Below are 23,869 nucleotides of genomic sequence, written 5' to 3' on the forward strand. Positions count from 1 at the left end.
ACCACGGCGGAGGGCGGTCATGGGTTAAGGCTGCGTGGTGGTCTGGGCCACGCTCTGCCGCGCGAGGAAGGTCGAGACACGTGCCAGCCCGGCCTGCAAGTCGGCGGTCGAATTGGCGAAACCGATGCGTAGCCAACCCTCCATATCCATGGCGCTGCCGGGGGTGAAAAGCACGCCCTCTTCCTCCAGCAACTGGGTGCAGAAATCGCGGCTGCGCAGCGGTAGGTCGTATTTCACCAGCGCCGTGGTGCCCGACTGGGGTTTCACCCATGAGATCAGCGGCTCCGCCTCGACCCAATCTGCTAAAATTTCGAGGTTCCCCCGGGTGATCCGATGTGCGCGGTCAAGGAGCTGCGCGCGGCTCTCAAGCGCGAGAGCCGAGAAATACTCGTCGATCCCCCCGACGGAAATCGTATTGTAGTCACGGTGGATCATAACCTTCTCAAGCAGCGCCTGCGGCCCCACCACCCAGCCCACGCGCAGCCCGGCCAGCGAATAGGCCTTGGACATGCCCGCCGTGCTGATGCCGCGGTCGTAGAGATCGCAGATCGAGGCGGTATAGCCATCACCCGTCTGATCGGTGCCGCGATAGACCTCATCGCAGAGCACCCAAGCCTCGCTGCCGCGCGCGATCTCGGCGATCTCTGCCAGCATCGCGCGGTCCATCAGCGCGCCGGTCGGGTTGTTGGGATTGTTGGTGGCGATCATCCGTGTGTCGGGGCGCATCATGGCGCGCAATTCGTTCAGATCGGGCAGAAACCCGTTCTCGGGGCGCAGGTGCAGAAGTTCGACCTCTGCGCCGATGCTTTCGGGGATGGAATAGTGCTGCTGGTAGGTCGGCACGATGGCGATAACATGGTCGCCGCGCGAGATCAGAGTCTGATGCACCAAGGCATTGGCCCCGATTGTGCCATGGGTGGTCAGGATGTTCTCGCGGCTCTGGGTCTCATAAAGCCCCGCCACTGCGTCGCGCAGACGGTCCGAGCCTTCGATCGCGCCGTAGCCCATGCGCATCCCGCGCAGATCGCTCAGCACCGAATTGTCGACGCCCGCCATGTCGATCAACTCTCCCAATGTGATCGAGTCGACGCAGGTCTCGGCGAGGTTGTAGCGGCAGTGGTTTTCGAACTCGTTCATCCACATTTCGACGCCGAAGGTCGCGATCTTCATGGGGTTTTCCTTTCGTATCTCAGTGGCCTGCCAGCGCGGCAAAAAGCTGGCGCAGAAAGTGCGGCGTGGCGGTTGGGGCGAGCCAGCGCATCACCGCCACGATGTCATGCTTCGGCGCGATCCAGATCGTGTGCCCACCCGCGCCCTGCGCGCTAAAGGCGGTTTCGGGCAGCTTGGGGTCAGCCTCCGCCCCGCGGTTCAGCCACCACAGGAAGCCGTATTTATCCAGCGTCGGCGTGGGCGTCAGCGCTTGCTGCATCCAACCTTCGGGCAAGATCTGCCCGCCGTTCCACTGGCCGTTTTGGCAGATGAATTGGCCGAAGCGCGCGTGATCGTCAGCGCTGATGAACAGTCCGCCGCCCCAATGGCCACCGCCGGTGACCGATTGAACGCGCCTGCCCGCCATCTCGATCCACGACGTTGAATAGCCCTCCCACCGCCAGTCGTCTGAGGCACCAATCGGGTCCATGATCCGCGCGCGCAGCACCTCTGGCAGCGGGCGACCAAAGCGCATCAGCAGCGCATAGGCCAGCGCGTTCACCCGCACGTCATTGTATTCGTAATGGCTTCCCGGTGGGCCGACTTTGCGCAGTTGCCCCTTGCGGCTGTTGTCTGCTCCCGGCCCGATCTGGCGGTAGTGGTCGACCTGATCGTCCTTGCCGAAAATCTCGCCGCGCCATTCACTATTCATCTGCAACATATGCCGCCAAGTGATGCGCCCGTTGTGGTCGCCCGCAAAATGCGGCCCCGGCACGCTGTCGCCCACTGGAGCGTCGAGGTCGGTGATCAGCCCATCCTTCACCGCCAGCCCCGCCAGCACCGACAGGTAGCTCTTGGCGATGGAAAAGGTCATGTCGGTCCGCGTCGTATCGCCCCAATCGGCGACCCGCTGCCCCCGGTGCAGGATCACCCCAGCGGGGCCGCCGCGCGGCTTGACGGGGCCCACGATCTCGGTCCAAGGGCCGCCTTCGTTCCACTCGCGGTTGCCGACATAGGCCCCATCGGGGTGATACATCGAGCGGGGCCAGTCGGTCTCATGCGCCAGCGCGTGATCGACGACGGCTTGCAGGGCGGGGGTGGCTGCGAATGTCATGGGGACTCCTCGGGGCTTGGGGCGAACCTTTCCCAAGGGGGGCGGAATTGTAAACCGGTTAAATGGTTTCGGCGTCCTCAATCGCGCCCGCTCAGCCCCTGATATCAGGATAGACCTGAGAGCGTTTGACCACCCCGTAGACAAAACTGGTGTCGATCGACCCAATGCCACCGATGGGGTGCAACCGGGCGCGCACGAAACGCTCGTAGTCTTCCAGATCACCCACCACCACGCGCAGCAGGTAGTCGGACAATCCGCTCATCACGAAACATTCCAGCACCTCCGGGATCGCGCGAATCTGATTTTCAAAACGTTTCACCGTGCCCTCGTCATGGCCATCGAGCGTTACCCGCACCATAACCGTAACCGGCAGGCCGTAGGCCTTGGCGTCGACCTCCACACTATAGCCACGAATCGCGCCGTTTTTCTCAAGCGCGCGCAGGCGGCGGAGACAGGGGGAAGGCGACAGGCCAACTTCCTCGGCCAGATCAAGGTTCGTCATCCGGCCATTGCGCTGTAGCGCGCGGATGATGCGGCGGTCAGTCGCGTCCAATCGGGGTGTTTGGGGCATGATATGCCAAATCCTCTGAAATCTGCGCATATATTAGCAACCAAATGCCTCTTGTGCCATCGGATCATGCCCTCAAATTCACACAGGGGGGCCAGCCATGACCGAGCACCAAAAATCCTTTTCCACCCGCGCCATCCACCACGGGTATGACGCGCAAAGCGAACAGGGCGCGCTGAACCCGCCGATCTACATGAGCTCGACCTTCACCTTCGAGACCGCCGAGGCCGGTGGCGACATGTTCGCAGGCGAACGCGCGGGGCATTTTTATACCCGCATTTCCAATCCGACGCTGGACCATCTGGAAAAGCGCATCGCCAATCTTGAGGGGGCCGAAGCGGGCCTCGCCACCGCCTCGGGCATGGGGGCGATCACCTCCACGCTCTGGACGTTCCTGCAGGCGGGCGACGAGATCATCATCGACAAGACGCTCTATGGCTGCACCTTCGCCTTCATGACCCACGGTCTGCCGCGCTTTGGCGTCAAGGTGACGCTGGTCGATATGACCGAGCCTGAAAACCTCTCCGAGGTAATCAGCGCCCAGACCAAGATCGTCTATTTCGAAACCCCCGCGAACCCGAACAACCGTCTGGTGGACATCGCCGCGATCTCGGCCATCGCGCGTCGCGCCGGGGCCAAGGTGGTGGTCGACAACACCTATGCCACGCCGGTGATCACCCGGCCCATCGAACATGGCGCGGATATCGTCGTCCATTCGGCGACGAAGTTCCTTTCCGGTCACGGTGATGTGGTTGCGGGTCTCGTTGTCGGCAGTTTGGAGGATATGACACAGGTGCGGCTCGTTGGCCTGAAAGACATGACCGGTGCCGTAATGTCGCCCTTGACCGCCATGCTGCTACTGCGCGGGATCAAGACGCTGGAACTGCGGATGGAGCGCCATTGCGCCACCGCGCGCAAAGTGGCCGAAGCGCTGGAAGCGCATCCGGCGGTGCTGCATGTCGCCTATCCGGGGCTGGAGAGCTTTCCGCAAGCCGAACTGGCGCGGCGGCAGATGGGCAATTTCGGCGGCATGATCCCCTTTGAGGTCAAGGGCGGCAAACCGGGCGGCATCGCCTTTATGAACCGTCTGCACCTCATTCAGCGCGCGGTGAGCCTTGGCGATGCGGAAAGCCTGATCCAGCATCCGGCGAGCATGACCCATTCCACCTATTCCCCCGAGGAACGCGCCGAGCATGGCATCGCCGAAGGGCTGGTGCGGCTCTCGGTTGGGCTGGAATCTGCGGAAGACATCATTGATGACCTTTACGCCGCGCTTGGCGCGCATAACATGCAAGCGGCCTGATCCGGCAGAGACCGGACCAGTCGCGGGCGGTGTCGAGGAGGGCACCGCCCGAGGGATCCTCAGAATGAAAGACCTGCCATGACCGCTCTCGCCCCTGCCCAGCTCAAGACCATCGAACAACGTCTGCTGTGGCTGTCGCATTGGATGATCCACAACGCCAACCACATCCGGCCCAAGGTGGACGGGATCAAGGTGGGCGGGCATCAGGCGTCTTCGGCCTCCATGGTGTCGATCATGACGGCGCTTTATTTCAGCGCCCTGCGGCCTGAGGACCGGGTGGCGGTCAAACCACATGCCTCCCCGATCTTCCACGCGATGCAATATCTGATGGGCAATCAGACCCGCGAAAAGATGGAAAACTTCCGCGGATTTCAGGGCGTGCAGAGCTACCCCAGCCGGACTAAGGACATCGACGATGTGGACTTCTCCACCGGCTCGGTCGGCCTTGGCGTGGCGGTGACTTCCTTCGCCTCATTGGTGCAGGACTACATCACCGCGAAGGTTTGGGGCGCGGATGTCGATCTGGGCCGCATGGTGGCGCTGGTGGGCGACGCGGAACTCGACGAGGGAAATATCTATGAGGCCCTGCAGGAGGGCTGGAAGAACGACCTGCGCAACACATGGTGGATCATCGACTACAACCGCCAATCGCTCGACGGGGTGGTGCGCGAGGGGCTGTTCAAACGGATCGAGCAGATTTTCGACGCCTTCGGCTGGGATGTGGTCAAGGTGAAATACGGCGCCCTGCAACGTGCGGCGTTTGATGAGCCGGGCGGCGACAAGCTGCGCGACTGGATCGACAATTGCCCGAACCAACTTTACTCGGCGCTGACCTATCAGGGCGGCGCGGTCTGGCGTGAGCGGCTGATGGAGGCGCTTGGCGATCAGGGCGATGTCACAGCACTGATCGACGCGCGCAGCGATGACGAACTGGCCGAGCTGATGGAAAACCTCGGCGGCAATTGCGTGGAAACCATGGCCGAGACCTTTGCCGCCATCGACCACGACCGCCCGGTCTGTTTTCTGGCCTACACGATCAAGGGCTGGGGCACGCCGATCGCGGGGCACAAGGACAACCACGGCGGGCTGATGACCAAAAGTCAGATGGCCGATTGGCAGAAACACATGGGCGTGAATGAGGGCGACGAATGGGAGCCCTTCGCCACCGTCGCGGACCCGCAAGCGCTGCAAGCGGCGCTCGACCGGGTGCCCTTCTTCGCCAAGGGCCGCCGCCGCTATGGCGACGCCACGCTACCCGTCCCGCAGATCGAACTGTCGAGCGACCGTGAGATCTCCACGCAGATGGCCTTCGGCAAGATCCTCGACGATCTGTCGAAGGGCGACAGCGATCTGGCGCAGCGTATCGTCACCATGTCGCCGGATGTGACAGGAACCACGAACCTCGGCCCTTGGGTGAACCGCCGCAAGCTCTTTGCGCGCAAGGAACAGGCCGACACTTTCATCAACGAGAAAATCCCTTCCACCGCGAAATGGGAGTTCACCCCCGAGGGCCAGCATATCGAGCTTGGCATCGCCGAGATGAACCTCTTTCTGCTCTTGGGTGCGGCGGGTCTATCGCATTCGCTCTTTGGAAAACGGGTCATTCCCATCGGCACGGTCTACGACCCCTTCGTCGCCCGCGGCTTGGATGCGCTGAACTATGCCTGCTATCAAGATGCGCGTTTCATGATCGTCGGTACGCCGTCGGGTGTGACACTGGCGCCCGAGGGCGGAGCGCATCAGTCCATCGGCACGCCGCTTATTGGGATGAGCCAAGACGGATTGGCGAGCTTCGAGCCTGCCTTTGCCGATGAGCTCGCGGTGATCATGCAATGGGCCTTCGATTATCTGCAAAAGGACGGCGAGGGCGACCCGGACGAGCGCACGTGGTTGCGCGATGAGACCGGCGGTTCGGTCTATCTGCGGCTCACCACCAATCCCATCGAACAGCCCGGCAAACGGGTCGACGAGGACTTCCGCCAAGGCGCCATCGACGGGGCCTATTGGCTGCGCAAGCCGGGGCCGAACTGCGACGTGGTGATCGCCTATCAAGGTGCGGTGGCCCCCGAAGCGATCAAAGCGGCGGGCAACATCGCCGAAGGCCGCCGCGACGTGGGCGTGCTGGCAGTGACCTCTGCCGACCGTCTCAACGCGGGCTGGACCGCCGCGCAACGCGCCCGCGCGCGGGGCAACCACGCGGCGCAGAGCCATATTGAGACGCTGTTGGGGCAGCTTCCGCGCGACTGCAAACTGGTCACGGTGATCGACGGGCATCCGGCGACGCTTTCGTGGTTGGGCTCGGTGGTGGGGCATCAGACTGTGCCGCTTGGGGTTGAGCACTTCGGCCAAACCGGCACCATTGCCGACCTTTATCGCCACTTCGGGATCGACGCGCGATCGATCGTGGAAAAGGTGCAGGGGCTGACCCCGGGCCGCCAGATGCTGCACCGGGTGGCGGGCTAGACGCCCCCCCGGAACGAAAGGACCGACATGACCTATTCCCTTGCCATCCACGGCGGTGCCGGAACCCTCCTGAAGGAAAACATGACGCCCGAGCAGGAGGCCGCCTATCACGACGCCCTCGCCCGCGCACTGGAAGCCGGCGAAGCCATCCTGCGCGAAGGCGGCAGCGCGATGGACGCGGTCGAAGCGGCAGTCTGCGCGCTGGAGGATGAGCCCCTGTTCAACGCAGGGCGCGGCGCGGTCTATACCTCGGAAGGCGCGCAGGAGATGGACGCCGCCGTGATGGATGGGCGCGACCGCAGGGCGGGATCGGTCGCCGGTGTCTTTGGCCCGAAGAACCCGGTGAAACTGGCCCGCGCGGTGATGGAGCAGACCGAGCATGTCACGCTCATTGGCCCCAACGCGCTCGAGATCGCGCGGCAGGCCGGGCTTGAATTCGGCGACCGCGACTACTTTTTCACCCAGTCCCGCTGGGACGCGCTGCATCAGACGCTTGCGATGCGGGCGCGCGGCGAGGTCTCGGACGATCCGGCGGTGCGGCATGGCACCGTGGGCGCCGTGGCCCGCGATGTTGCAGGAAATATAGCCGCCGCCACCTCAACGGGGGGCATGACCGCCAAGGCCCCGGGCCGCGTGGGCGACACGCCGATGATCGGCGCGGGGACATTCGCCGATAACGCGACCTGCGCGGTCTCGGCCACCGGACATGGAGAGGTCTTTATCCGCTGGAGCGCCGCCGGAGAGATCGCCGCACGCATGCGCCACGCGGGCGAAGACCTTGCCACCGCCGCCGAACATGTGGTGATGCAGGATCTGGCCCCTAACGACGGGTCGGGCGGGGTCATCGCCGTCGACGGTGCGGGCAATATCGCCATGCCGTTCAATTCCCAAGGGATGTACCGCGGCTCAGTGCGGCAAGGTAACGCGCCTGAGACCAGCATCTACTGAGCGGCCCCGCCCTTCGGTTGCCCTCCTGCCACTGCAGGCGGGACAAATGCGGCCCGTCGCGGGCCACCCGCCATCTAAATCTTGACATTTAGCCCCCTCCCTTTGATTGACGGTCAAACGAACTTGACGGGAGAGAGGACAAGGTGCGTTTTTTAGCAGCAATTGCCAGAGTTATCTGCGCGGTGAACTTATTCATCGGCAATCTCTTCTCATGGCTCGCACTCGGCATCGTGTTGGTCTGTTTCACCGTGGTCGTGCAGCGCTATCTTTTCGCGATCAGCTTCGTTTGGATGCAAGATCTTTATATTTGGCTAAACGGCGCGATGTTCACCGCCGTTGCAGGCTTTGCCCTGCTGCGCGACGACCATGTACGGGTCGATATCTTTTACCGCCCCGCCACGATGGCACGCCGCGCGCTGATCGACCTAATCGGCGTGGTCGTTTTTCTGCTACCCTTCTGCTGGATCGTTTACACCTATTCGATGCCCTTCGTGACACGCGCTTGGGGCTATCAAGAAGGGTCCGCCAATGTGGGCGGCATGCCGGGGCTTTATATCCTCAAGGGCTTTATCATCGGCTTTGCATTTCTACTCGCAATTCAAGGGATTGCATGGATCATCCGCTCCATCCTCGTGCTCAGCGGCAATGCTGAACTGGTGCCCAAATCCATGCAATACAGCCGGGACCAAATCCCCGCAGACCATCCGCAGGGAGCCGTTTGATGGATCCGATTTTGATTGGCGAGATGCTCGCCGCGCTTATGTTTTTTGGCGTAATCGGCTTTTTGTTATTGGGCTTTCCGGTCGCCTTCACCCTCGCTGGCGTATCACTGCTTTTCGGGGCCGTTGGCATTGGCTTCGGGGTTTTTGACCCATCGAACTTCGGCTCGCTGCCGAACCGCTACATCGGCTTTATGACCAACGAAGTGCTGGTCGCGGTGCCGCTTTTCATCTTCATGGGGGTGATGCTGGAACGCAGCCAGATCGCCGAGCAACTGCTGCTGACCATGGGCAAACTCTTTGGCAATATGCGCGGTGGTCTTGGGGTTTCCGTGGTGCTGGTGGGCGCGATGCTTGCGGCCTCTACCGGGGTTGTGGGGGCCACGGTGGTCACCATGGGGCTGATCTCACTGCCCGCGATGCTGCGGGCGGGCTATGACCCGAAACTTGCCACCGGGGTGATCTGTGCCAGCGGGACATTGGGTCAGATCATTCCGCCGTCCACCGTGCTGATCTTCATGGGCGACATGCTGTCGGGCATCAACTCTCAGGTGCAGATGGCCAAGGGCAACTTTGCCCCGACGCCGGTCTCGGTGGGGGACCTTTTTGCCGGGGCCCTGCTGCCGGGCATTTTGCTGGTCTCGCTTTACCTCAGCTATGTCTTGTTCAAAGCCGCGACCGCGCCGGCCTCTTGCCCCGCGACGCCGGTTCCTGCGGATGAGAAAAGCCAGTTGGTGCGGGATTTCTTTGTGGCCCTCGTGCCGCCGCTTTTGCTGATCCTCGCCGTGCTGGGCTCGATCCTCGGGGGCATTGCCACCCCGACCGAGGCGGCCTCTGTCGGGGCGGTGGGGGCGATGGTGCTGGCGGCCCTGCGTTGGCGCCTGTCCTTCCGCATTCTGCGGGAGACGATGATCGCCACGGCCACGATCACCAGTATGGTCTTCATCATTCTGCTGGGCGCCTCGGTCTTTTCCATCGTGTTCCGCATGATGGGCGGCGACAATCTGGTGCATGAGTTCCTGAGCAACCTGCCCGGCGGCCCCTTGGCGGCGGTGGCGGTGGTGATGATCATCATGTTCTTCCTCGGGTTCATCCTTGATACCTTTGAGATCATCTTCATCGTGATTCCGATCACCGCGCCCGTGCTTTTGATGCTGGACATTGATCCGATCTGGCTGGGCGTGCTGGTGGGGGTGAACTTGCAGACCTCCTTCCTGACGCCACCCTTCGGCTTTGCGCTGTTCTATTTGCGCGGGGTGGCTCCGGCGGATCTGCCGACCAGTGCGATTTACAAAGGCATCCTGCCGTTTGTGATGCTGCAGGTGGTGGCGATTGCGATCCTTTTCGCCTTCCCACAGATCGTGACATGGTTGCCGAAGTTGATCGCCGGGTAAGACGGCGCTTTTTCTAGAGCAAAGGCCCGGTGGAAACGCTGGGCCTTTTGCGTTTGTACGCGAAGGGCTTCGCCCTCCCTGGGGGGCGATCGGAACCTACGAAAGTGGCCGGTGCGGTGCGACACTCTCTACCCATCCGGCCGGCGAGAGGTTGCAAAATCGCCCTCCGGGGGGAGGGAGGGCGATGCCCGGTGTGCCACCGGGCGGGACAGAGACTAGGCCCCTACCTCAATAAAAAAGGCCCGGTGTCTTCACCGGGCCTTTCCTCATCTCTTACTGCGAAGCTTAGTACTTCAAGAACTTCTGACGCGCCTGAACGTAGGGGCTGTCGATGTTCTCGGTCCGGGTGCGGACGAGGTTCAGCGCTTCGACAAAGCTGTCGGCGGTCTTCTTGACCAGCGGATCGTCGCTGTTGCGCAGCTCTTCGACCACTTCGACCGACGCCTTGGCACCGGCTTCCATGATGTCGTCGGGGAAGTTGCGCACGGTCACGCCATGCTCTTCCTGCAGCGTCTTCAGCGCACGGGGATCGTTGGCGTAGAAGTCGGCGGCGACTTGGTCGTATTCCGCTTGGCTTACATCGCGAATGATCGCCTGCAGGTTCTCGGGCAGTTCCTGATACTTCTTCTTGTCGACGACAAGCTCGGTCGCCAGACCCGATTCCACGAAGGACGGCATGTAGTAGTTCTTGGCCACCTGATGGAAGCCGAGCGCCAGATCGTTGTAGGGGCCGACGAATTCCGCGGCATCGAGTGTGCCCGACTGCAGCGCTTGGAAAATCTCGCCCGCGGCCATGTTGGTCACGGTCGCGCCCAGCTTCTCCCACACGCGGCCACCAAGTCCCGGCGTCCGGAAACGCACGCCTTTGACATCATCGAGGCTTTTCAGCTCGTCGCGGAACCAACCACCCGTCTGGGTGCCGGTGTTGCCCGAAAGGAAGCCCTGAACGCCGAACTGGTCATAAATCTCGTCCCAGATTTCCTGACCGCCCATGTAGCGCATCCAAGCGGTAAGCTCGGGCGTGGTCATGCCGTAAGGAACGCCGGTAAAGAAGGACAGTGCGGGGGATTTGTTTTGCCAGTAGTAGGCGGCACCGTGGCTCATCTCGGCGGTACCGTCGATCACGGCGTCGAGCGATTGCAGCGGCGGCACCATCTCACCGGCCGAGAAGACCTGAATGGTCAGCTCGCCACCCGAGGCGGCGGTGATCCGGTCGGCCAGACGCTGCGCGCCGACACCCAGACCGGGGAAGTTTTTGGGCCAAGTGGTGACCATGCGCCACGTGATGTTGCCCTGCGCAATAGCGGGCGCGGCAAGTGTCGTGGCGGCGGCACCTGCCCCCATCACACCAGCTTTGCGGATAAATGAACGACGATCCATGTTTTTCCTCCCAAACGGATATTTGCTAAGCCTCCCCCGCGTCGATGCGGAGGGCTCTGCGCAGCAGATAATCGTCGCTTTTCGAAAATGTCCATGGCTTAGGCAAATTGAAACCTCTCCATCTGGACAAACTCTCCCCACGCCGCATACGTAGTGCTACTTAAAGCAGCATTATTATTGGTCTTTTGCCTTGTTTTTGGCAGAAAGGCCAATAATGTGCGAGCTGCCAGGGAGGGCTCAGATCTTGATAAAATTCATCGACCAGATGAACGAATTCGTCGGGCGTATCGTGTCGGTCGTTGCCGTCATTTTCGCCGCAATCATCATCTATGACGTTTTCATGCGCTATGCGCTGAATGACCCGACTCGCTGGGCTTTTGACGTTACGAAACAGTTATATGGCTTCTATTTCGTGATGTTGGGCGGCTATGCGCTGCGCCATCAAGCCCATGTGCGGGTTGATCTAATCACCGAAACCCTTGCCCCTACCCTGCGACGCTGGGTCGAAGCGGCGGGCTATGTGATCTTTTTCTTCCCCTTCGCGTGGATCTTCACCACCCGTTCCTATGAATTCGCCATGCGCTCCTATGCCCAAGGTGAGACGACATATGGCTCCGTGCAGCTGCCGGTCTATCCGCTGAAAATGGCCATGGCCCTCGCTGCCGGTCTGTTGCTGCTGCAAGGCGCGTCGGAATTTTTGAAACTCGTACTTAACCGTCAGGAACTGCCCCGTGACGCCTGAACTCATTGCACTCACCATGTTTGGCCTGCTTTTGCTGGGCCTTTTCATGGGCCACCCACTGGCCTTCGTTCTGGGCGGCACCGCCGTCTTGGGCGCTGTCATCGCTGGCAAGCCCATGGTGCTGGGCATCGTCATCAACCGGATTTTCGGCGATGTGCTCGACAACTTTACGCTGATCGCGATTCCGCTGTTCATCTTGATGGCGCGGTTCCTGTCCGATTCGGGCGTGACCGATAAGATGTTCGAATCGCTGCGGCTTTTGATGTCGAACATCCGCGGCGGTCTGGCGCTGGCGGTGGTCTTCATCTCGATCCTACTGGCCGCCACCACCGGCATCATCGGCGCGTCTATCACCGTGATGGGCGTGATGGCCCTGCGCCCGATGCTGCAATATGGCTACAGCCCGACGCTGACTACCGGGGTCATCGCGGCTTCGGGCTGTCTGGGCATCCTGATCCCGCCGTCGATCATGTTGATCCTCATGGCCTCCTATTCGCCGCTTTCGGTGGGTGAGCTTTTCGCCGGGGCGATGGTGCCGGGCGTGGTACTGGGTCTGCTCTATGCGGTGTGGGTTTTCATCGTCGCCGTGGTACGCCCGGATATGGCCCCCGCGGTTGAGCCTGATGAGAAGATCAGCAAACCCGCGCTGGTGCGAATGCTGCTCATCGAGGCCGTGCCGCCGCTGGTGCTGATCCTCGGTATCCTGGGCTCCCTGCTTGCGGGGATTGCCACCGCAACCGAAGCCTCGGCCATCGGTGCTGCGCTGGCTCTGCTTATCGTGATCATGCGCCGCAAGTTCACATGGGCGAGCTTCTATGGTGCGATGTTGGAGACGGGCCGGACCTCTGCGATGATCCTCTTTATCGTCATTGGTGCGACGGCCTTTACCGGGGTGTTCAACATCACCGGGGGTCTGCGCGCCACGCAAGAGATCATCCGCAACCTTGATATGGCCCCTTGGATGCTGATTGCGATGATGATGTTCATCGTCTTCATTCTTGGTGCCTTCCTCGATTGGACCGGCATCGTGCTGCTGTCCTTCCCGATCTTCCTGCCCATCGTGCAGGAGATGGACGTGAGCCTGTTGTGGTTCGTCGTCCTAATGTCGGTGGTCTTGCAGACGTCCTTCCTCACCCCGCCCTTTGGATATGCGCTGTTCTACCTGCGCGCCATTGCGCCACGCGAGGTCAAGACGTCGCATATCATCATCGGTGTGCTGCCTTTCATCGGATTGATCCTGATGATGTGCGTAGCCATCGCCCTGTTCCCGCAGCTTGTCACCTGGCTGCCGGAAACGCTCTATACAAAATAAATCAACGGAAGAGAGAATATTATGAAATTGAAATCAACACTTGCCGGTCTGGCACTCTGCGCAGGCTTTGGCACGCAGGCCGCGGCCCAGGACAACTGGACCATGACCACCACATGGCCCACTTCGCTTGAACTGATCGAGATCGACAAGCATTTCGTTGATCTGGCCAATAAGCTGACCGGCGACGACCTGACCATTGAATTCTTCGAAGGCGGCTCCCTCGTGCCCGCAGGCGAAGTTTTCGGCGCGGTTGAATCCAACACGGTGCAGGCTGGCGCCGACTGGCCCGGTTACTGGGCTGGCCGCAACTCTGCCTTCTCGCCGCTGGCGACCACGGCGAGCCTGTTCAACGCGGTCGACTACGTCAACTGGATCGAGCAGTGGGGCGGCAAAGAGCTCTACAACGAGATCTACGGCAAGTTCGGCATGGTCTACCTGCCCTACGGCGTAACCAACAACGAATCCGGTTTCCGCACCAACGAGCAGATCGTCACGCTGGAAGACCTCAAGGGCAAGCGTCTGCGTCTGTCGGGTCTGGAGCAGGGCCGTCTGTTGGAAAAACTGGGCGGTTCGCAGGTCTCCATGGCCGGTGGCGAAATCTACCAGTCGCTTGAGCGCGGCGTGATCGATGGCGCGGAATTCTCGACCCCCAACGTCGACTTCTCGGGCGGTTTCCAGCAGGTCACCAAATACTGGGCGACACCGGGCTGGCACCAGTCGGCGTCGATTTTCGGCGTGATGATCAACAAAGGCGCATGGGACGCGCTGTCGGACGAAACCCGCGAAGCACTTGAAATCGCGGCACAGGCCAACCTCGTCTGGTCGCTCTCCTTCACCGAGAAGCGCGCGACCGAAGCCTATCAGCAGTTCCTCGACGCGGGCATCGAGATCAACCGCTACGACGATGAGACGCTGGCGACCGTTCAGGAAATGGCCAACGAAACCATCGAAGAAACCGCCTGTGAGAACCCCGATTCCGCAAAGGTTTACCTGAGCCAGTTGGAGTATCTGAACGACTACGCCAAATGGCGTGACGCCTCGGCGCCGTTCAACTTGGGCCGCACGCCCAACGGTCCGGACATCGAAAAAATCCGCGCCTGCGCGGAGTGATTTGAACCTATCGGTTCTAACGGAAAGGCCCGCCAAATGGCGGGCCTTTCTACGTTAGCAGGGGCTTGGTTTGTACCGAGGCAGAATTGACCCCGCTCTGCCGGGACTACAGTTCAAGAATGCCTGCGACCTCTTGCGCCAGCGCGCGGACTTCATCCGCGGCGGGGCCGGACTTTTTCGCCTCGACCACACCCAGACCCCGGCCAAGGGCATCGGCGTAGATCACTCTGTTGGCCAGCGACGCTTCAAGCCGCCCGGCCCCAAGCTCGGACACCGACTTGGCCACGTCATCGCCGACCCGCGTGCCGGCGCGGGTGCGGTTCATCACGATATGCGTCGGTTTCTGCGCCCGGTCGGCCAAATCCAATACGTCATGGGTTGCCCAGACGTCGGCCTGACTGGCCGATACCGGCACCAGCACCAGATCCGAATCGCGCAAGACCCACCGCACATCGCTATCCGCTTTGGGGGGCGTATCGATGAGAATGACATCAGCCTCGTTGCCGACCGTCCGGATGGCGCGGGATATCCCATAAGGGGTCGCCGTGGCGAACTTCAGTTTTGGGTTTAGTCCAAGCATCTCTTCGCGAATGTCGAGCCACTTGCCGAGGCTGCCTTGAGGGTCCGTATCCAACAGGCCCACGCTTTTGCCCGCTGCCAAATAGGCAATCGCCAAGTTCGAAACGAGGGTGGTCTTGCCTGCCCCGCCCTTTTGTTGGGCTACACAGATAATCCGGACGCTCATTTACCAAGCCTTCAATAGGTTCTCTGCACCGCAGCATAGCGGGCCAAGCCGGTAAAAGCGACAAATACCTCGCGACAGGCGCGCGGGACCCGCTTAGCCCTCGACGCGCTTGAGAAACTTTTGCAATCGCGCATCCTTCGGCGCGCTAAAAATCTCGGATGGCGGGCCGCTCTCAACAATCTTGCCCCCGTCCATAAAGATCACCCGATCCGCGATCTCGCGGGCGAACTGCATTTCATGGGTCACGATCAGCATGGTTTGCTTGCGCTCTGCCACCGCGCGCATCAGGTCCAGCACCTCACCGACCCATTCAGGATCAAGCGCGGATGTCGGCTCATCGAACAGCATCAACTCGGCCCCAAGTGCCATCGCGCGGCCGATACCGACACGTTGCTGTTGCCCGCCGGACAGTGCTGCGGGGAAACTGTCGGCCTTGTCGGCCAATCCGGTCTCGGCCAAGACCGAAAGCGCGCGCTGCTCGGCCTCATCCTTGGGGCGCTTTTGCACGGTGACAAGCGCCTCCATGATGTTCTCTTTCGCCGTCTTGTTCGCGAACAAGGCGTAGTTCTGAAACACCATCGCGGTCCGACGGCGCAGTGCCAGAATGTCGGCCTTGTGCGCCTTTGCGGCGTCAACAGTCACATCGCCGATGCGAATGGTCCCCGCCTGCGGCACATCGAGGAAGTTGAGACACCGTAGTAGGGTCGATTTCCCCGTACCGGAGGGGCCGATCACGACCACCCGCTCGCCCTCGGCAATCTGCAGATCAATGCCGTTCAGAACCGGCGCGCCGCCGAAATGTTTAGTCAGGCCAGTGATATCGATCATCGGACGAACGCCTTATTCAGATAGGTTTCAAGCCGCTTTTGCATCTGGCTAAGCGCTTCGACGATGACCCAATAGATCATGGCGACCACAAGATAGGCCTCGAAATAGAGGAAGCTGCCCGCCGCCTCTTTCTGGGCTGCGCCCATCATTTCGGTCACGCCGAGGGTGAAGGCCAGCGAGGTGCCTTTGATCATGTCGATGAAATAGTTGACCAATGTGGGCGCGGCGATCCGGGCGGCCTGTGGCAGGATGATGCGCCACATCATCTGGCCTTGGGTCATGCCGATGGATTGCGCGGCCTCCCATTGGCTGCGGTCGACCCCCATGATCGCGGCGCGGATGCTCTCGGCCATATAGGCCGAGAAATGCAAGGTCAGCCCCATGATGGCAGCAGTCACGCCGCTGATATTCGTCAGGAACGACAGCACCTGCGGCAGGCCAAAGTAGAACAGAAACAACTGCACCAGCAGCGGCGTGCCGCGGAAAAAGCTGATGAAGACGATCACGAACCAGTCGAGGACGGGCACTTTCACAACCCGTTCAACCGCCAAAAGCGAGGCGAGGATGAGTGCGAACACCATCCCCGCCACCGCCATGAACAAAGTTAACGGTACATAGCCCAATATGACGGGCACCAGCCCCAGCATGTAGTCAAGGTCTAGCGCCCGCATGGGTTACTCCGCTTTGGTGATGTCAGTGCCGAACCATTTGGCAGAGATTTCGGTCAGTGTACCGTCTTCGCGCAGGGACTCCAGTGCGGTGTTGACACGGTCCCGCAGGGCGCGACCTTCGTCATTGTCCTGGAACGGCAGCGCGTTGCGGATTTCGGAGAACGGCTTGCCTGCCAGTTGCAGCGGCAGGGGGCTTTCCTGAATCAGCTGGGCTGAGGAAACCCGGTCCATCACGAATGCATCCACCCGGCCAAGCGCGGTGTCTTGAGCGATGTTGGACTCATAGGTCTTGATCTCGATCTCATCGGCAAAGTCGAGTTCGTTCAAAAGCTGCTCGAAGTTCGAGCCGAGGTTGACCGCAACGGTCTTGCCGCGCAGGTCTTCAACGCCGCCGATCTCTTCGTTGCCCTCTTTGGTCACCACCTGCGCCCCGTCAAAGACGTAGGGCGCGGTAAAGGCGAACTTTTCCTCCCGCTCTGGCGTGATGGTGATTTGGTTGGCGATCGTGTCGATGCGGCCCGCGTCCAGCGCGCCGATCAGGCCGGAAAAGGCCATGGTTTCGAACTCAACCTCAAAGCCCGCCTCTTCGCCGACAGCATTCATCACGTCGACTTCGAAACCCTGAAGCACGTCCTGCTTAACGAAGGTGAAGGGGAAATAGCCGCCCGACATGCCCACGCGGAGCGTTTCATTGTCTTGGGCGAAGGCTGCGGTGCCAGAAACCGCGGCGAGCGCGGTGGCGGTAACGATCTGTTTCAGCATTGAATTTACTCCTGTAACGCTTGAGCATCAGATGTCACCGGGCGCCGCCCGCTTCAACACCGTTGCTGAAACAGGAACGTTTGACGGGCGGGATCGGTTCAGAAGGAATGGAAGCTTTGGCAGTCGGATGCGCGAGGGCCGAATTTCCTGCTGAGTCCTTCCCAGGCAGAACAGAATTCCCGAAAGGCACGATGGATTCCGCGCCCGCGGAACGGATATGCGCAAATCACATAGCTTTGCGCCCCTCAAAGGGCGTCGATATCCAGCCCCTCAGCGGCCCAAGCGGCAAGCTTGCGGTCGACGGTTTTGCGAGAGACGCCCAAACGCCGCGCGGCCTCGGCCCGGTTGCCGCCCGAAAGATCAAGAATGTGCAGCATATGGCGCTGTGTGACCAGTTCGAGATCCTCGATTGCCCTTGGCCCATCGACGGTGCCATGGCCCGCAAAGGCTTCGGGCAGGCTGCCGAGGATGACCGACCGTTCGATCAGATTTCGCAATTCTCGTACATTGCCCGGCCAGTCATAGCGCCGCAGCTTTAGCAATGTCTCGGCATCCAACCGCAGCGCGGGCATGCCAAGCGCGGTTGAAAACTGCTGCATGTACATCGCCGCCAATTCGACGATATCGTCCGAGCGATCCTTGAGCGGCGGCATCGCGACTTCGACAACATTCATGCGGTGATAAAGGTCTGCGCGGAAACGCCCCTCCTCCACCGCTTTGGGCAGATCGGCATTTGTGGCGAAAAGGAACCGCAGGTTCAGCGGAATTTCCCGCTCGGCCCCTTCGGGCCGGATGCGCTGATCTTCCAATACCCGCAACAAAGCCGCCTGCAACTGCTCCGGCATCTGCGCCACTTCATCAAGGAACAGCGTGCCGCCATCGGCCAAAAGGAACAGCCCCGGCTGCAGGGTTTCGTTCCCCTCCACCGCGCCGAAGAGCTCCGGCACAATCCGATCTGGCGTGATGGCAGCGCAGTTGACCGCAACGAAAGGATGGTCGGCGCGGTCAGACATCTGGTGCAGTTGCCGCGCGGCCAACTCCTTGCCCGTGCCGCTGGCTCCGGTGAAAAGCACCGGCGTTGGAACCGGGGCGAGGCGGTTCAGCATCCCGCGCACCTTCGACAGGGCCTCGGACTTGCCAAGCATCTGCACCGCTGCCCCGCCCTGCAATTCACGCCGCAACAGCGTGTTGTCGCGGCGCAGGTTCTTGCGGTCGAGCGTGCGGGAAACGGCGCCGAGGATTTGGTTCGCCCGAAAGGGTTTCAACACGAAATCACTGACGCCCGCGCGCAGCGCGGCGATGGCGGTTTCCAGATCGGCATAGGCGGTGATCAGAACCGTATCGGCGTAAAACCCTTTGCGGCGTTGCTCGACCACCCATTCCAGCCCGGTTTTGCCGGGCATGACATTGTCTAGAACGACCACATCAAAATGCGCCTCGTCCAAGAGTTTGGTGGCCTCTGCAGGCGACGCGGCCTGTGCCACGCGCTTGACGCGCGGCTCCAAAATCTTGGTCAGGAAATGGCGCATCCCCGGTTCATCGTCGATCACTAGGACCGACGCGCCTTCGAGCGTGCCGCCGTATTCATCGCCTGCCGCCATGATATGCCTCTTCGGTGTCAGTCCAACCGGACGTTTTCACCTGAATAGACCTCAGCCGAGGAAAAGCCCATCTCATGCAGTCCGAAATAGGCCACAACGCCGATCACCGCGACGCCCAGAAACCCTGCCAGCATGGCTTTCATTGCGCGTATCCTTTTACCTGAACGCCGCCCATCATTCTGCGGGGGTCCGCTTGTCATCTTTGACTTCATCAAGCCAGAGCGAATGGTGCTGCTCTGCCCAACGTTCATCAACCTCACCGTTGCCCATGGCGTCAAAGGCGCCCTCCATACCGAGTGTCCCGATATAAATGTGCCCCAAGATTACCGCCATCATCAGAAAGCCGATGATCGCGTGCCAAAGCTGGGCATATTGCATTTCCGCATGGGGCGTCAGATCGTCCTGCAAGGGACTAAGGCCCGCCGCGTCAGCCACGCCGATGTCATTGATAAGGCCAAAGGTATGGCCAAAAAGCTGAATCTCGAAGGGAAACAGCAGCGACAGGCCCGAGAGTGATACAGAGAAGCCCAAGAGGATCACGGCCCAAAAGACGATCTTTTGCCCGAAGTTGAACTTTTTCGCAGGCGGGTGTTTGTCGCCGATGAAACCGCCGCCTTGCTTGATCCAAACCCAGTCGGTCTTGTTCGGGATATTGTGCCAAATCCACATCACAAAGACCATGACGAGCGCGATCATAAAGGCCCATGAGACGTTGTTGTGGATGAACTTGGACCCGGTCAGCAGGACCGAGTTGAACTCATGCCCCAAGAGCGGAATGACCACCTTGCGGCCAAAGAGCGTGGCCAACCCTGTCAAGGCAAGCAGGATGAAAGACCCGGCCAGCATCCAATGGGCAAACCGTTCGATCGCTTTGAAACGGGTGACGGTACGCCCGACCTTGCCGCCTTCGATGCGGATCCGGCCTCGCAGAAGGTAAAAGAGCAGCAGCACGGCCAGCGTCCCGGCAAGAAGCCAAGCGCCGTAGGTTGCCAGCGGCCCTTCGCGGAATTGCTGCCACCACATGCCGTTGTCTTGCACCAAGACGCGGCCGGTCTTGTTCATCGTGCTCACGCGCACGGGCAATTCGTTATAGCGGATGCCACGCCACAGGTCCGGATCTGACCGCCCGCCAAGCGGGCCAAGCCCCGGCACCGTTACGGCGTCGCCCCCCAGATTGTTGCGCCGGAACCCGTCGTCAATCTCGGCCCCGTTTTGGCGGCGTTCGATGTCGGCCAGGTTCTGCGCGCCGCCGGTGTTGGCGCGGTCAATGGCCGAGGGGGTCGCGTTCTCGGGCAGGCGCACGTCCTGCGCCGTGGCGCTGACCGGCAGCGCGGCCAAGGCGAGAATGAAAAGAGCCATCAGGTGGCGCAGCATGGGTAATCCCCCGGCTAGACAGATATGGAGAAAAGGGACGGCCCGGTCAGGCCGCCCCGAAAGCCGTTACTGGCCCTTTTGCTCGTAAGCTGTGCCCCAGCCCCAAGCGCCGGAGCCAAAGCCGCGCGCGACGACACGCTCGCGGTAGATGTCGGAGACCATGTCACCGTCACCAGCCAGAAGCGCTTTGGTCGAACACATCTCGGCGCAGATTGGCAGTTTGCCTTCCGCGATCCGGTTGCGGCCGTACTTCTGGAACTCCGCCTGAGAGTGGTTTTCCTCGGGGCCACCGGCGCAGAAGGTACATTTGTCCATCTTGCCCCGGCTGCCGAAGTTGCCAGCCTGCGGATACTGCGGCGCGCCGAAGGGGCAGGCGTAGAAGCAGTAACCGCAACCAATGCAGAGGTCCTTGGAGTGCAGCACGATGCCGTCATCTGTCTGGTAGAAACAATCCACCGGGCAGACCGCCATACAGGGCGCGTCCGAGCAGTGCATACAAGCGACCGAGATCGAGCGTTCGCCCGGTTGGCCGTCTTGAATGGTTACCACGCGGCGGCGGTTAATGCCCCAAGGGACTTCGTGTTCGTTCTTACAAGCCGTTACACATGCGTTGCATTCAATGCAGCGCTCGGCATCGCAGAGAAACTTTGCTCTTGCCATTCTCTTGTCTCCTTACGCTGGCATAATCTTGCAGAGAGTCGCTTTGGTCTCCTGCATTTGCGTCACTGAATCGTAGCCGTAGGTCTGAACCGTGTTGGTGCTTTCGCCCAGAACGATCGGATCGGCCCCATCAGGGTATTTGTCCCGCAGGCTGACGCCGCCCATGTGCCCGCCGAAGTGGAAGGGCATAAAGGCCACGCCCTCGCCCACCCGTTCGGTGACCATGGCCATCACCTTGATCTTGCCGCCCTCCGGGCCTTCGACCCAGACATCTGAGCCGTCGCGCACGCCGAGGTTGTTGGCGTCACGGGTGTTAATCTCGATGAACATGTTCTGTTGCAGCTCAGCAAGCCATGGGTTCGACCGGGTCTCGTCCCCGCCGCCCTCATATTCGACCAAGCGGCCAGAAGTGAGGATGATCGGGAATTCCTGCGAGAAGTCGTTCTTTTGGATCGAGGCATAAAGCGTCGGTACCCGCCAGAAGGTCTTGTCTTCGTAGGTCGGATAGTCCGCCACCAGATCGCGCCGGTTGGAATAGAGCGGCTCGCGGTGTTTTGGCACGGGATCGGGGAAGGTCCAAACCACGCAGCGGGCCTTGGCGTTGCCAAATGGGGCGCAGCCGTGTTCAATCGCCACCCGCTGGATGCCGCCCGACAGGTCGGTCTTCCAGTTGATGCCGCCAACTTGGGCCACGTAATCGGAATCGATCTCACCCTGTTGCGAGGTTTCGCCGACTTCCGCCTGACCATCATCCGCGTTCTCAGGCGCTTCGTAGCCTGCGACCGCTTCGATGATGCGCCGCTCTTCGGCTGTCAGATCACCGTCCCAGCCCAGATCCATCAGCATCTGCATGGTGAATTCGGGATAGCCGTCCTTGATTTCCGAACCGGCGGAATAGACGCCTTCGGCGAGCAAGTTCTCACCGTCACGTTCAACGCCGAAACGGGCGCGGAAGGTCAGACCACCTTGGGCCACCGGCAGCGACATATCGTAAAGGTTCGCCGTACCGGGGTGGTTCATCTCGGGCGTGCCCCAGCAGGGCCATGGCATGCCGTAGTAATCGCCATCCGCCGGGCCACCGTTGGCACGCAGAGTGGTTTTGTCGAAGGTGTGCTGGTTCTGCATGTGCATCTTCATCCGCTCGGGAGACTGCCCCGTATAGCCGATGGTCCACATGCCTTTGTTGAACTCGCGCGTCAGGTCTTCGATGAGCGGCTCTTCACCATTCACCTCGATGTTGCGGAACATGCGATCTTCAAAGCCGAATTTCTTGGCAAACTTATACAGGATCGTGTGGTCCGGCAGGCTTTCAAACAGCGGCTCGACGACCTTTTCGCGCCACTGGAGCGAGCGGTTCGATGCGGTCACGGAACCGGAAGTTTCGAACTGCGTACAGGCCGGGAGCAGGTAGGTGTTGTCGGTCCGATCGTGCAGAACGGCAGAGACGGTTGGGTATGGGTCGACCACGACCAGCAGGTCGAGCTTTTCCATCGCCGTTTTCATCTCACCCTGACGGGTCTGCGAGTTAGGCGCGTGGCCCCAGAGCACCATGGCTTTAGTGTTGTCGGGCTGCTCAAGATTCTCACGGTCCTCAAGCACACCATCGATCCAACGCGACACCGGGATGCCGGTGAGGTTGATCATCTTTTGCTCTTCGCCCGCGCCATCGGTCCACGAGGCGAAGCGGCTCTGAATCCATTCCAGATCCTCACCCCAGACCCGCGCCCAATGCGCCCAAGAGCCATCGGACAGACCGTAGTAGCCCGGCAGCGTATCGGCCAGAACGCCAAGGTCGGTCGCGCCCTGCACGTTGTCGTGGCCGCGGAAGATGTTGGTGCCGCCACCGGCGGTGCCCATGTTGCCCAAGGCCAGCTGCAGAATGCAGTAAGCGCGGGTGTTGTTGTTGCCGTTAGTGTGCTGCGTGCCACCCATGCACCAGATCACGGTGCCAGGGCGGTGGTTGGCCAGCGTGCGCGCGACGCGCTGAAGCTGTTCGCCGGGCACGCCGGTAACGCGCTCGACTTCCTCGGGCGTCCAGTTGGCAACTTCCTTGCGGATCTCATCCATGCCCCAAACACGAGTGCGGATGAATTCCTGATCTTCCCAGCCGTTCTCGAAGATGTGGTAGAGGATGCCCCAAACCAGCGCCACGTCCGACCCCGGACGGAAGCGTACATATTCGTCGGCATGGGCCGCGGTGCGAGTGAAGCGTGGGTCACAGACGATCAGCGGCGCGTTGTTTTCTTCTTTCGCCTTCAACACGTGCTGCAGCGAGACTGGGTGCGCCTCGGCGGGGTTGCCGCCGATGATGAAGATCGCGCGCGACTTGTGGATGTCGTTGTAGCTGTTGGTCATGGCGCCGTAGCCCCATGTGTTCGCCACGCCCGCTACGGTGGTGGAGTGACAAATCCGCGCTTGGTGGTCGACGTTGTTGGTGCCCCAATAAGCCGCGAACTTGCGGAACAGATAGGCCTGTTCGTTGGAGTGTTTCGCCGAGCCGAGCCAATAGACCGAATCCGGGCCAGAGGTGTCACGGATCGACAGCATCTGATCGCCGATCTCGTTGATCGCCTGCTCCCAAGAAATCCGCTGCCATTCGCCGCCGACTTTCTTCATCGGGTATTTCAGGCGGCGCTCACCATGGGCATGCTCACGGACCGAGGCACCCTTGGCGCAATGCGCGCCGAGGTTGAAGGGGCTGTCCCAACCGGGTTCTTGACCGAGCCAAACACCGTCCGACACTTCCGCGATGACGGTACAGCCGACCGAGCAATGGGTGCAGACGGATTTCTTGACTTCCATCTTTCCGCTGACGGCTGCGGTGGCGGCTGATGCCTGTTGCACGCTGCCCGCGGTGCCTGCGATGGCCGCAAGGCCACCGATGGCAAGGCCCGAGCCGCGCAGGAACGCGCGCCGGTCAATACCGCTGCGCGCCACATCGGACATGATGCCTGTCCGCTGCGCAGACCGCGCGACCCCATTGGTCTTTTTCCTCAACATATCTTCACTCCCTATGCGCGGGCTGG

General features: G+C 61.1%; 21 protein-coding genes. 8 read left to right on the plus strand and 13 right to left on the minus strand.

Annotated elements, in window-relative coordinates:
- Positions 1–24 precede the first annotated feature (24 nt).
- The 3 genes from O4H31_RS04050 to O4H31_RS04060 form a co-directional block, all read right to left on the minus strand.
- Positions 25–1,170, minus strand: a complete 1,146-nt coding sequence (locus O4H31_RS04050; protein ID WP_269343080.1) for an aminotransferase — start codon at positions 1,168–1,170, stop codon at positions 25–27.
- Between the two features lie 19 nt (positions 1,171–1,189).
- On the minus strand, positions 1,190–2,263 hold the full coding sequence (locus O4H31_RS04055; protein WP_269343082.1) for a serine hydrolase domain-containing protein: 1,074 nt from the start codon (positions 2,261–2,263) through the stop codon (positions 1,190–1,192).
- Between the two features lie 91 nt (positions 2,264–2,354).
- Positions 2,355–2,834 (minus strand): Lrp/AsnC family transcriptional regulator, encoded by a 480-nt coding sequence (locus O4H31_RS04060; protein ID WP_269343084.1) that lies wholly within the window; start codon positions 2,832–2,834, stop codon positions 2,355–2,357.
- 97 nt (positions 2,835–2,931) lie between these two features.
- Here O4H31_RS04060 and O4H31_RS04065 point away from each other — a divergent pair, with 97 nt between their 5' ends.
- The 5 genes from O4H31_RS04065 (at position 2,932) to O4H31_RS04085 (ending at position 9,658) form a co-directional block, all read left to right on the plus strand.
- On the plus strand, positions 2,932–4,134 hold the full coding sequence (locus O4H31_RS04065; protein ID WP_269343087.1) for a methionine gamma-lyase: 1,203 nt from the start codon (positions 2,932–2,934) through the stop codon (positions 4,132–4,134).
- Between the two features lie 78 nt (positions 4,135–4,212).
- Positions 4,213–6,597, plus strand: a complete 2,385-nt coding sequence (locus tag O4H31_RS04070) for a transketolase-like TK C-terminal-containing protein (RefSeq protein ID WP_269343089.1) — start codon at positions 4,213–4,215, stop codon at positions 6,595–6,597.
- A 27-nt stretch (positions 6,598–6,624) separates the two neighbouring features.
- Entirely contained in the window at positions 6,625–7,545 is a 921-nt protein-coding gene (locus O4H31_RS04075; RefSeq protein ID WP_269343092.1) for an isoaspartyl peptidase/L-asparaginase family protein, read from the plus strand.
- 143 nt (positions 7,546–7,688) lie between these two features.
- Positions 7,689–8,267: a TRAP transporter small permease subunit gene (locus O4H31_RS04080; RefSeq protein ID WP_269343094.1), complete on the plus strand. Its 579-nt coding sequence runs from the start codon at positions 7,689–7,691 to the stop codon at positions 8,265–8,267.
- On the plus strand, positions 8,267–9,658 hold the full coding sequence (locus O4H31_RS04085; RefSeq protein WP_269343096.1) for a TRAP transporter large permease: 1,392 nt from the start codon (positions 8,267–8,269) through the stop codon (positions 9,656–9,658). Before O4H31_RS04080 ends, O4H31_RS04085 begins: the two co-directional genes overlap by 1 nt.
- 285 nt (positions 9,659–9,943) lie before the next feature.
- On the opposite strand, the gene O4H31_RS04090 is transcribed toward O4H31_RS04085, so the two are convergent.
- Positions 9,944–11,038: a TRAP transporter substrate-binding protein gene (locus O4H31_RS04090; RefSeq protein ID WP_067622572.1), complete on the minus strand. Its 1,095-nt coding sequence runs from the start codon at positions 11,036–11,038 to the stop codon at positions 9,944–9,946.
- A gap of 241 nt (positions 11,039–11,279) precedes the next feature.
- Here O4H31_RS04090 and O4H31_RS04095 point away from each other — a divergent pair, with 241 nt between their 5' ends.
- The 3 genes from O4H31_RS04095 to dctP are packed head-to-tail and all read left to right on the plus strand — an operon-like array spanning position 11,280 to position 14,202.
- Positions 11,280–11,780 (plus strand): TRAP transporter small permease subunit, encoded by a 501-nt coding sequence (locus tag O4H31_RS04095; protein ID WP_269344129.1) that lies wholly within the window; start codon positions 11,280–11,282, stop codon positions 11,778–11,780.
- A gap of 16 nt (positions 11,781–11,796) precedes the next feature.
- Positions 11,797–13,092 (plus strand): TRAP transporter large permease, encoded by a 1,296-nt coding sequence (locus O4H31_RS04100; RefSeq protein ID WP_067622593.1) that lies wholly within the window; start codon positions 11,797–11,799, stop codon positions 13,090–13,092.
- A gap of 21 nt (positions 13,093–13,113) precedes the next feature.
- Complete coding sequence (gene dctP / locus O4H31_RS04105) at positions 13,114–14,202, plus strand: TRAP transporter substrate-binding protein DctP (protein WP_269343100.1); 1,089 nt, start codon at positions 13,114–13,116, stop codon at positions 14,200–14,202.
- 106 nt (positions 14,203–14,308) lie between these two features.
- Here dctP and parA read toward each other — a convergent pair whose 3' ends face one another.
- The 9 genes from parA to O4H31_RS04150 form a co-directional block, all read right to left on the minus strand.
- Positions 14,309–14,947, minus strand: a complete 639-nt coding sequence (gene parA / locus O4H31_RS04110) for a ParA family partition ATPase (RefSeq protein WP_269343101.1) — start codon at positions 14,945–14,947, stop codon at positions 14,309–14,311.
- 93 nt (positions 14,948–15,040) lie between these two features.
- The gene (locus O4H31_RS04115) at positions 15,041–15,775 is read right to left on the minus strand and encodes an amino acid ABC transporter ATP-binding protein (protein ID WP_269343102.1); all 735 of its coding nucleotides are present in this window, start codon (positions 15,773–15,775) and stop codon (positions 15,041–15,043) included.
- Entirely contained in the window at positions 15,772–16,446 is a 675-nt protein-coding gene (locus O4H31_RS04120) for an amino acid ABC transporter permease (protein WP_269343105.1), read from the minus strand. The genes O4H31_RS04115 and O4H31_RS04120 overlap by 4 nt, the downstream gene beginning before the upstream one ends.
- A 3-nt stretch (positions 16,447–16,449) precedes the next feature.
- A complete protein-coding gene (locus tag O4H31_RS04125) occupies positions 16,450–17,208 on the minus strand; it encodes an amino acid ABC transporter substrate-binding protein (protein ID WP_269343107.1) in 759 nt (252 codons plus the stop codon).
- A gap of 245 nt (positions 17,209–17,453) precedes the next feature.
- Positions 17,454–18,809, minus strand: coding sequence for a sigma-54-dependent transcriptional regulator (locus tag O4H31_RS04130; protein WP_269343109.1), 1,356 nt, complete (start codon positions 18,807–18,809; stop codon positions 17,454–17,456).
- 17 nt (positions 18,810–18,826) lie between these two features.
- The gene (locus O4H31_RS04135) at positions 18,827–18,952 is read right to left on the minus strand and encodes a hypothetical protein (protein ID WP_269343110.1); all 126 of its coding nucleotides are present in this window, start codon (positions 18,950–18,952) and stop codon (positions 18,827–18,829) included.
- 31 nt (positions 18,953–18,983) lie between these two features.
- On the minus strand, positions 18,984–20,183 hold the full coding sequence (locus O4H31_RS04140) for a formate dehydrogenase subunit gamma (protein ID WP_269343111.1): 1,200 nt from the start codon (positions 20,181–20,183) through the stop codon (positions 18,984–18,986).
- A 66-nt stretch (positions 20,184–20,249) separates the two neighbouring features.
- A complete protein-coding gene (gene fdh3B, locus O4H31_RS04145; protein ID WP_067266580.1) occupies positions 20,250–20,843 on the minus strand; it encodes a formate dehydrogenase FDH3 subunit beta in 594 nt (197 codons plus the stop codon).
- A gap of 12 nt (positions 20,844–20,855) precedes the next feature.
- Positions 20,856–23,843 carry a formate dehydrogenase subunit alpha gene (locus tag O4H31_RS04150; protein WP_269343117.1) on the minus strand — a complete coding sequence of 996 codons (2,988 nt, stop codon included), beginning with the start codon at positions 23,841–23,843 and terminating at the stop codon, positions 20,856–20,858.
- Positions 23,844–23,869 lie beyond the last annotated feature (26 nt).

This window comes from Sulfitobacter dubius, from assembly GCF_027214245.1.
GTDB lineage: Bacteria > Pseudomonadota > Alphaproteobacteria > Rhodobacterales > Rhodobacteraceae > Sulfitobacter > Sulfitobacter dubius_A.

Bases quoted from the DNA above. Each gene is read 5' to 3' on its own strand.
- O4H31_RS04050 (WP_269343080.1), bottom strand. From the start codon at position 1,170: ATGAAGATCGCGACCTTCGGCGTCGAAATGTGGATGAACGAGTTCGAA.
- O4H31_RS04055 (WP_269343082.1), bottom strand. From the start codon at position 2,263: ATGACATTCGCAGCCACCCCCGCCCTGCAAGCCGTCGTCGATCACGCG.
- O4H31_RS04060 (WP_269343084.1), bottom strand. From the start codon at position 2,834: ATGCCCCAAACACCCCGATTGGACGCGACTGACCGCCGCATCATCCGC.
- O4H31_RS04065 (WP_269343087.1), top strand. From the start codon at position 2,932: ATGACCGAGCACCAAAAATCCTTTTCCACCCGCGCCATCCACCACGGG.
- O4H31_RS04070 (WP_269343089.1), top strand. From the start codon at position 4,213: ATGACCGCTCTCGCCCCTGCCCAGCTCAAGACCATCGAACAACGTCTG.
- O4H31_RS04075 (WP_269343092.1), top strand. From the start codon at position 6,625: ATGACCTATTCCCTTGCCATCCACGGCGGTGCCGGAACCCTCCTGAAG.
- O4H31_RS04085 (WP_269343096.1), top strand. From the start codon at position 8,267: ATGGATCCGATTTTGATTGGCGAGATGCTCGCCGCGCTTATGTTTTTT.
- O4H31_RS04090 (WP_067622572.1), bottom strand. From the start codon at position 11,038: ATGGATCGTCGTTCATTTATCCGCAAAGCTGGTGTGATGGGGGCAGGT.
- O4H31_RS04100 (WP_067622593.1), top strand. From the start codon at position 11,797: ATGTTTGGCCTGCTTTTGCTGGGCCTTTTCATGGGCCACCCACTGGCC.
- dctP (WP_269343100.1), top strand. From the start codon at position 13,114: ATGAAATTGAAATCAACACTTGCCGGTCTGGCACTCTGCGCAGGCTTT.
- parA (WP_269343101.1), bottom strand. From the start codon at position 14,947: ATGAGCGTCCGGATTATCTGTGTAGCCCAACAAAAGGGCGGGGCAGGC.
- O4H31_RS04115 (WP_269343102.1), bottom strand. From the start codon at position 15,775: ATGATCGATATCACTGGCCTGACTAAACATTTCGGCGGCGCGCCGGTT.
- O4H31_RS04120 (WP_269343105.1), bottom strand. From the start codon at position 16,446: ATGCGGGCGCTAGACCTTGACTACATGCTGGGGCTGGTGCCCGTCATA.
- O4H31_RS04125 (WP_269343107.1), bottom strand. From the start codon at position 17,208: ATGCTGAAACAGATCGTTACCGCCACCGCGCTCGCCGCGGTTTCTGGC.
- O4H31_RS04130 (WP_269343109.1), bottom strand. From the start codon at position 18,809: ATGGCGGCAGGCGATGAATACGGCGGCACGCTCGAAGGCGCGTCGGTC.
- O4H31_RS04135 (WP_269343110.1), bottom strand. From the start codon at position 18,952: ATGAAAGCCATGCTGGCAGGGTTTCTGGGCGTCGCGGTGATCGGCGTT.
- O4H31_RS04140 (WP_269343111.1), bottom strand. From the start codon at position 20,183: ATGCTGCGCCACCTGATGGCTCTTTTCATTCTCGCCTTGGCCGCGCTG.
- fdh3B (WP_067266580.1), bottom strand. From the start codon at position 20,843: ATGGCAAGAGCAAAGTTTCTCTGCGATGCCGAGCGCTGCATTGAATGC.
- O4H31_RS04150 (WP_269343117.1), bottom strand. From the start codon at position 23,843: ATGTTGAGGAAAAAGACCAATGGGGTCGCGCGGTCTGCGCAGCGGACA.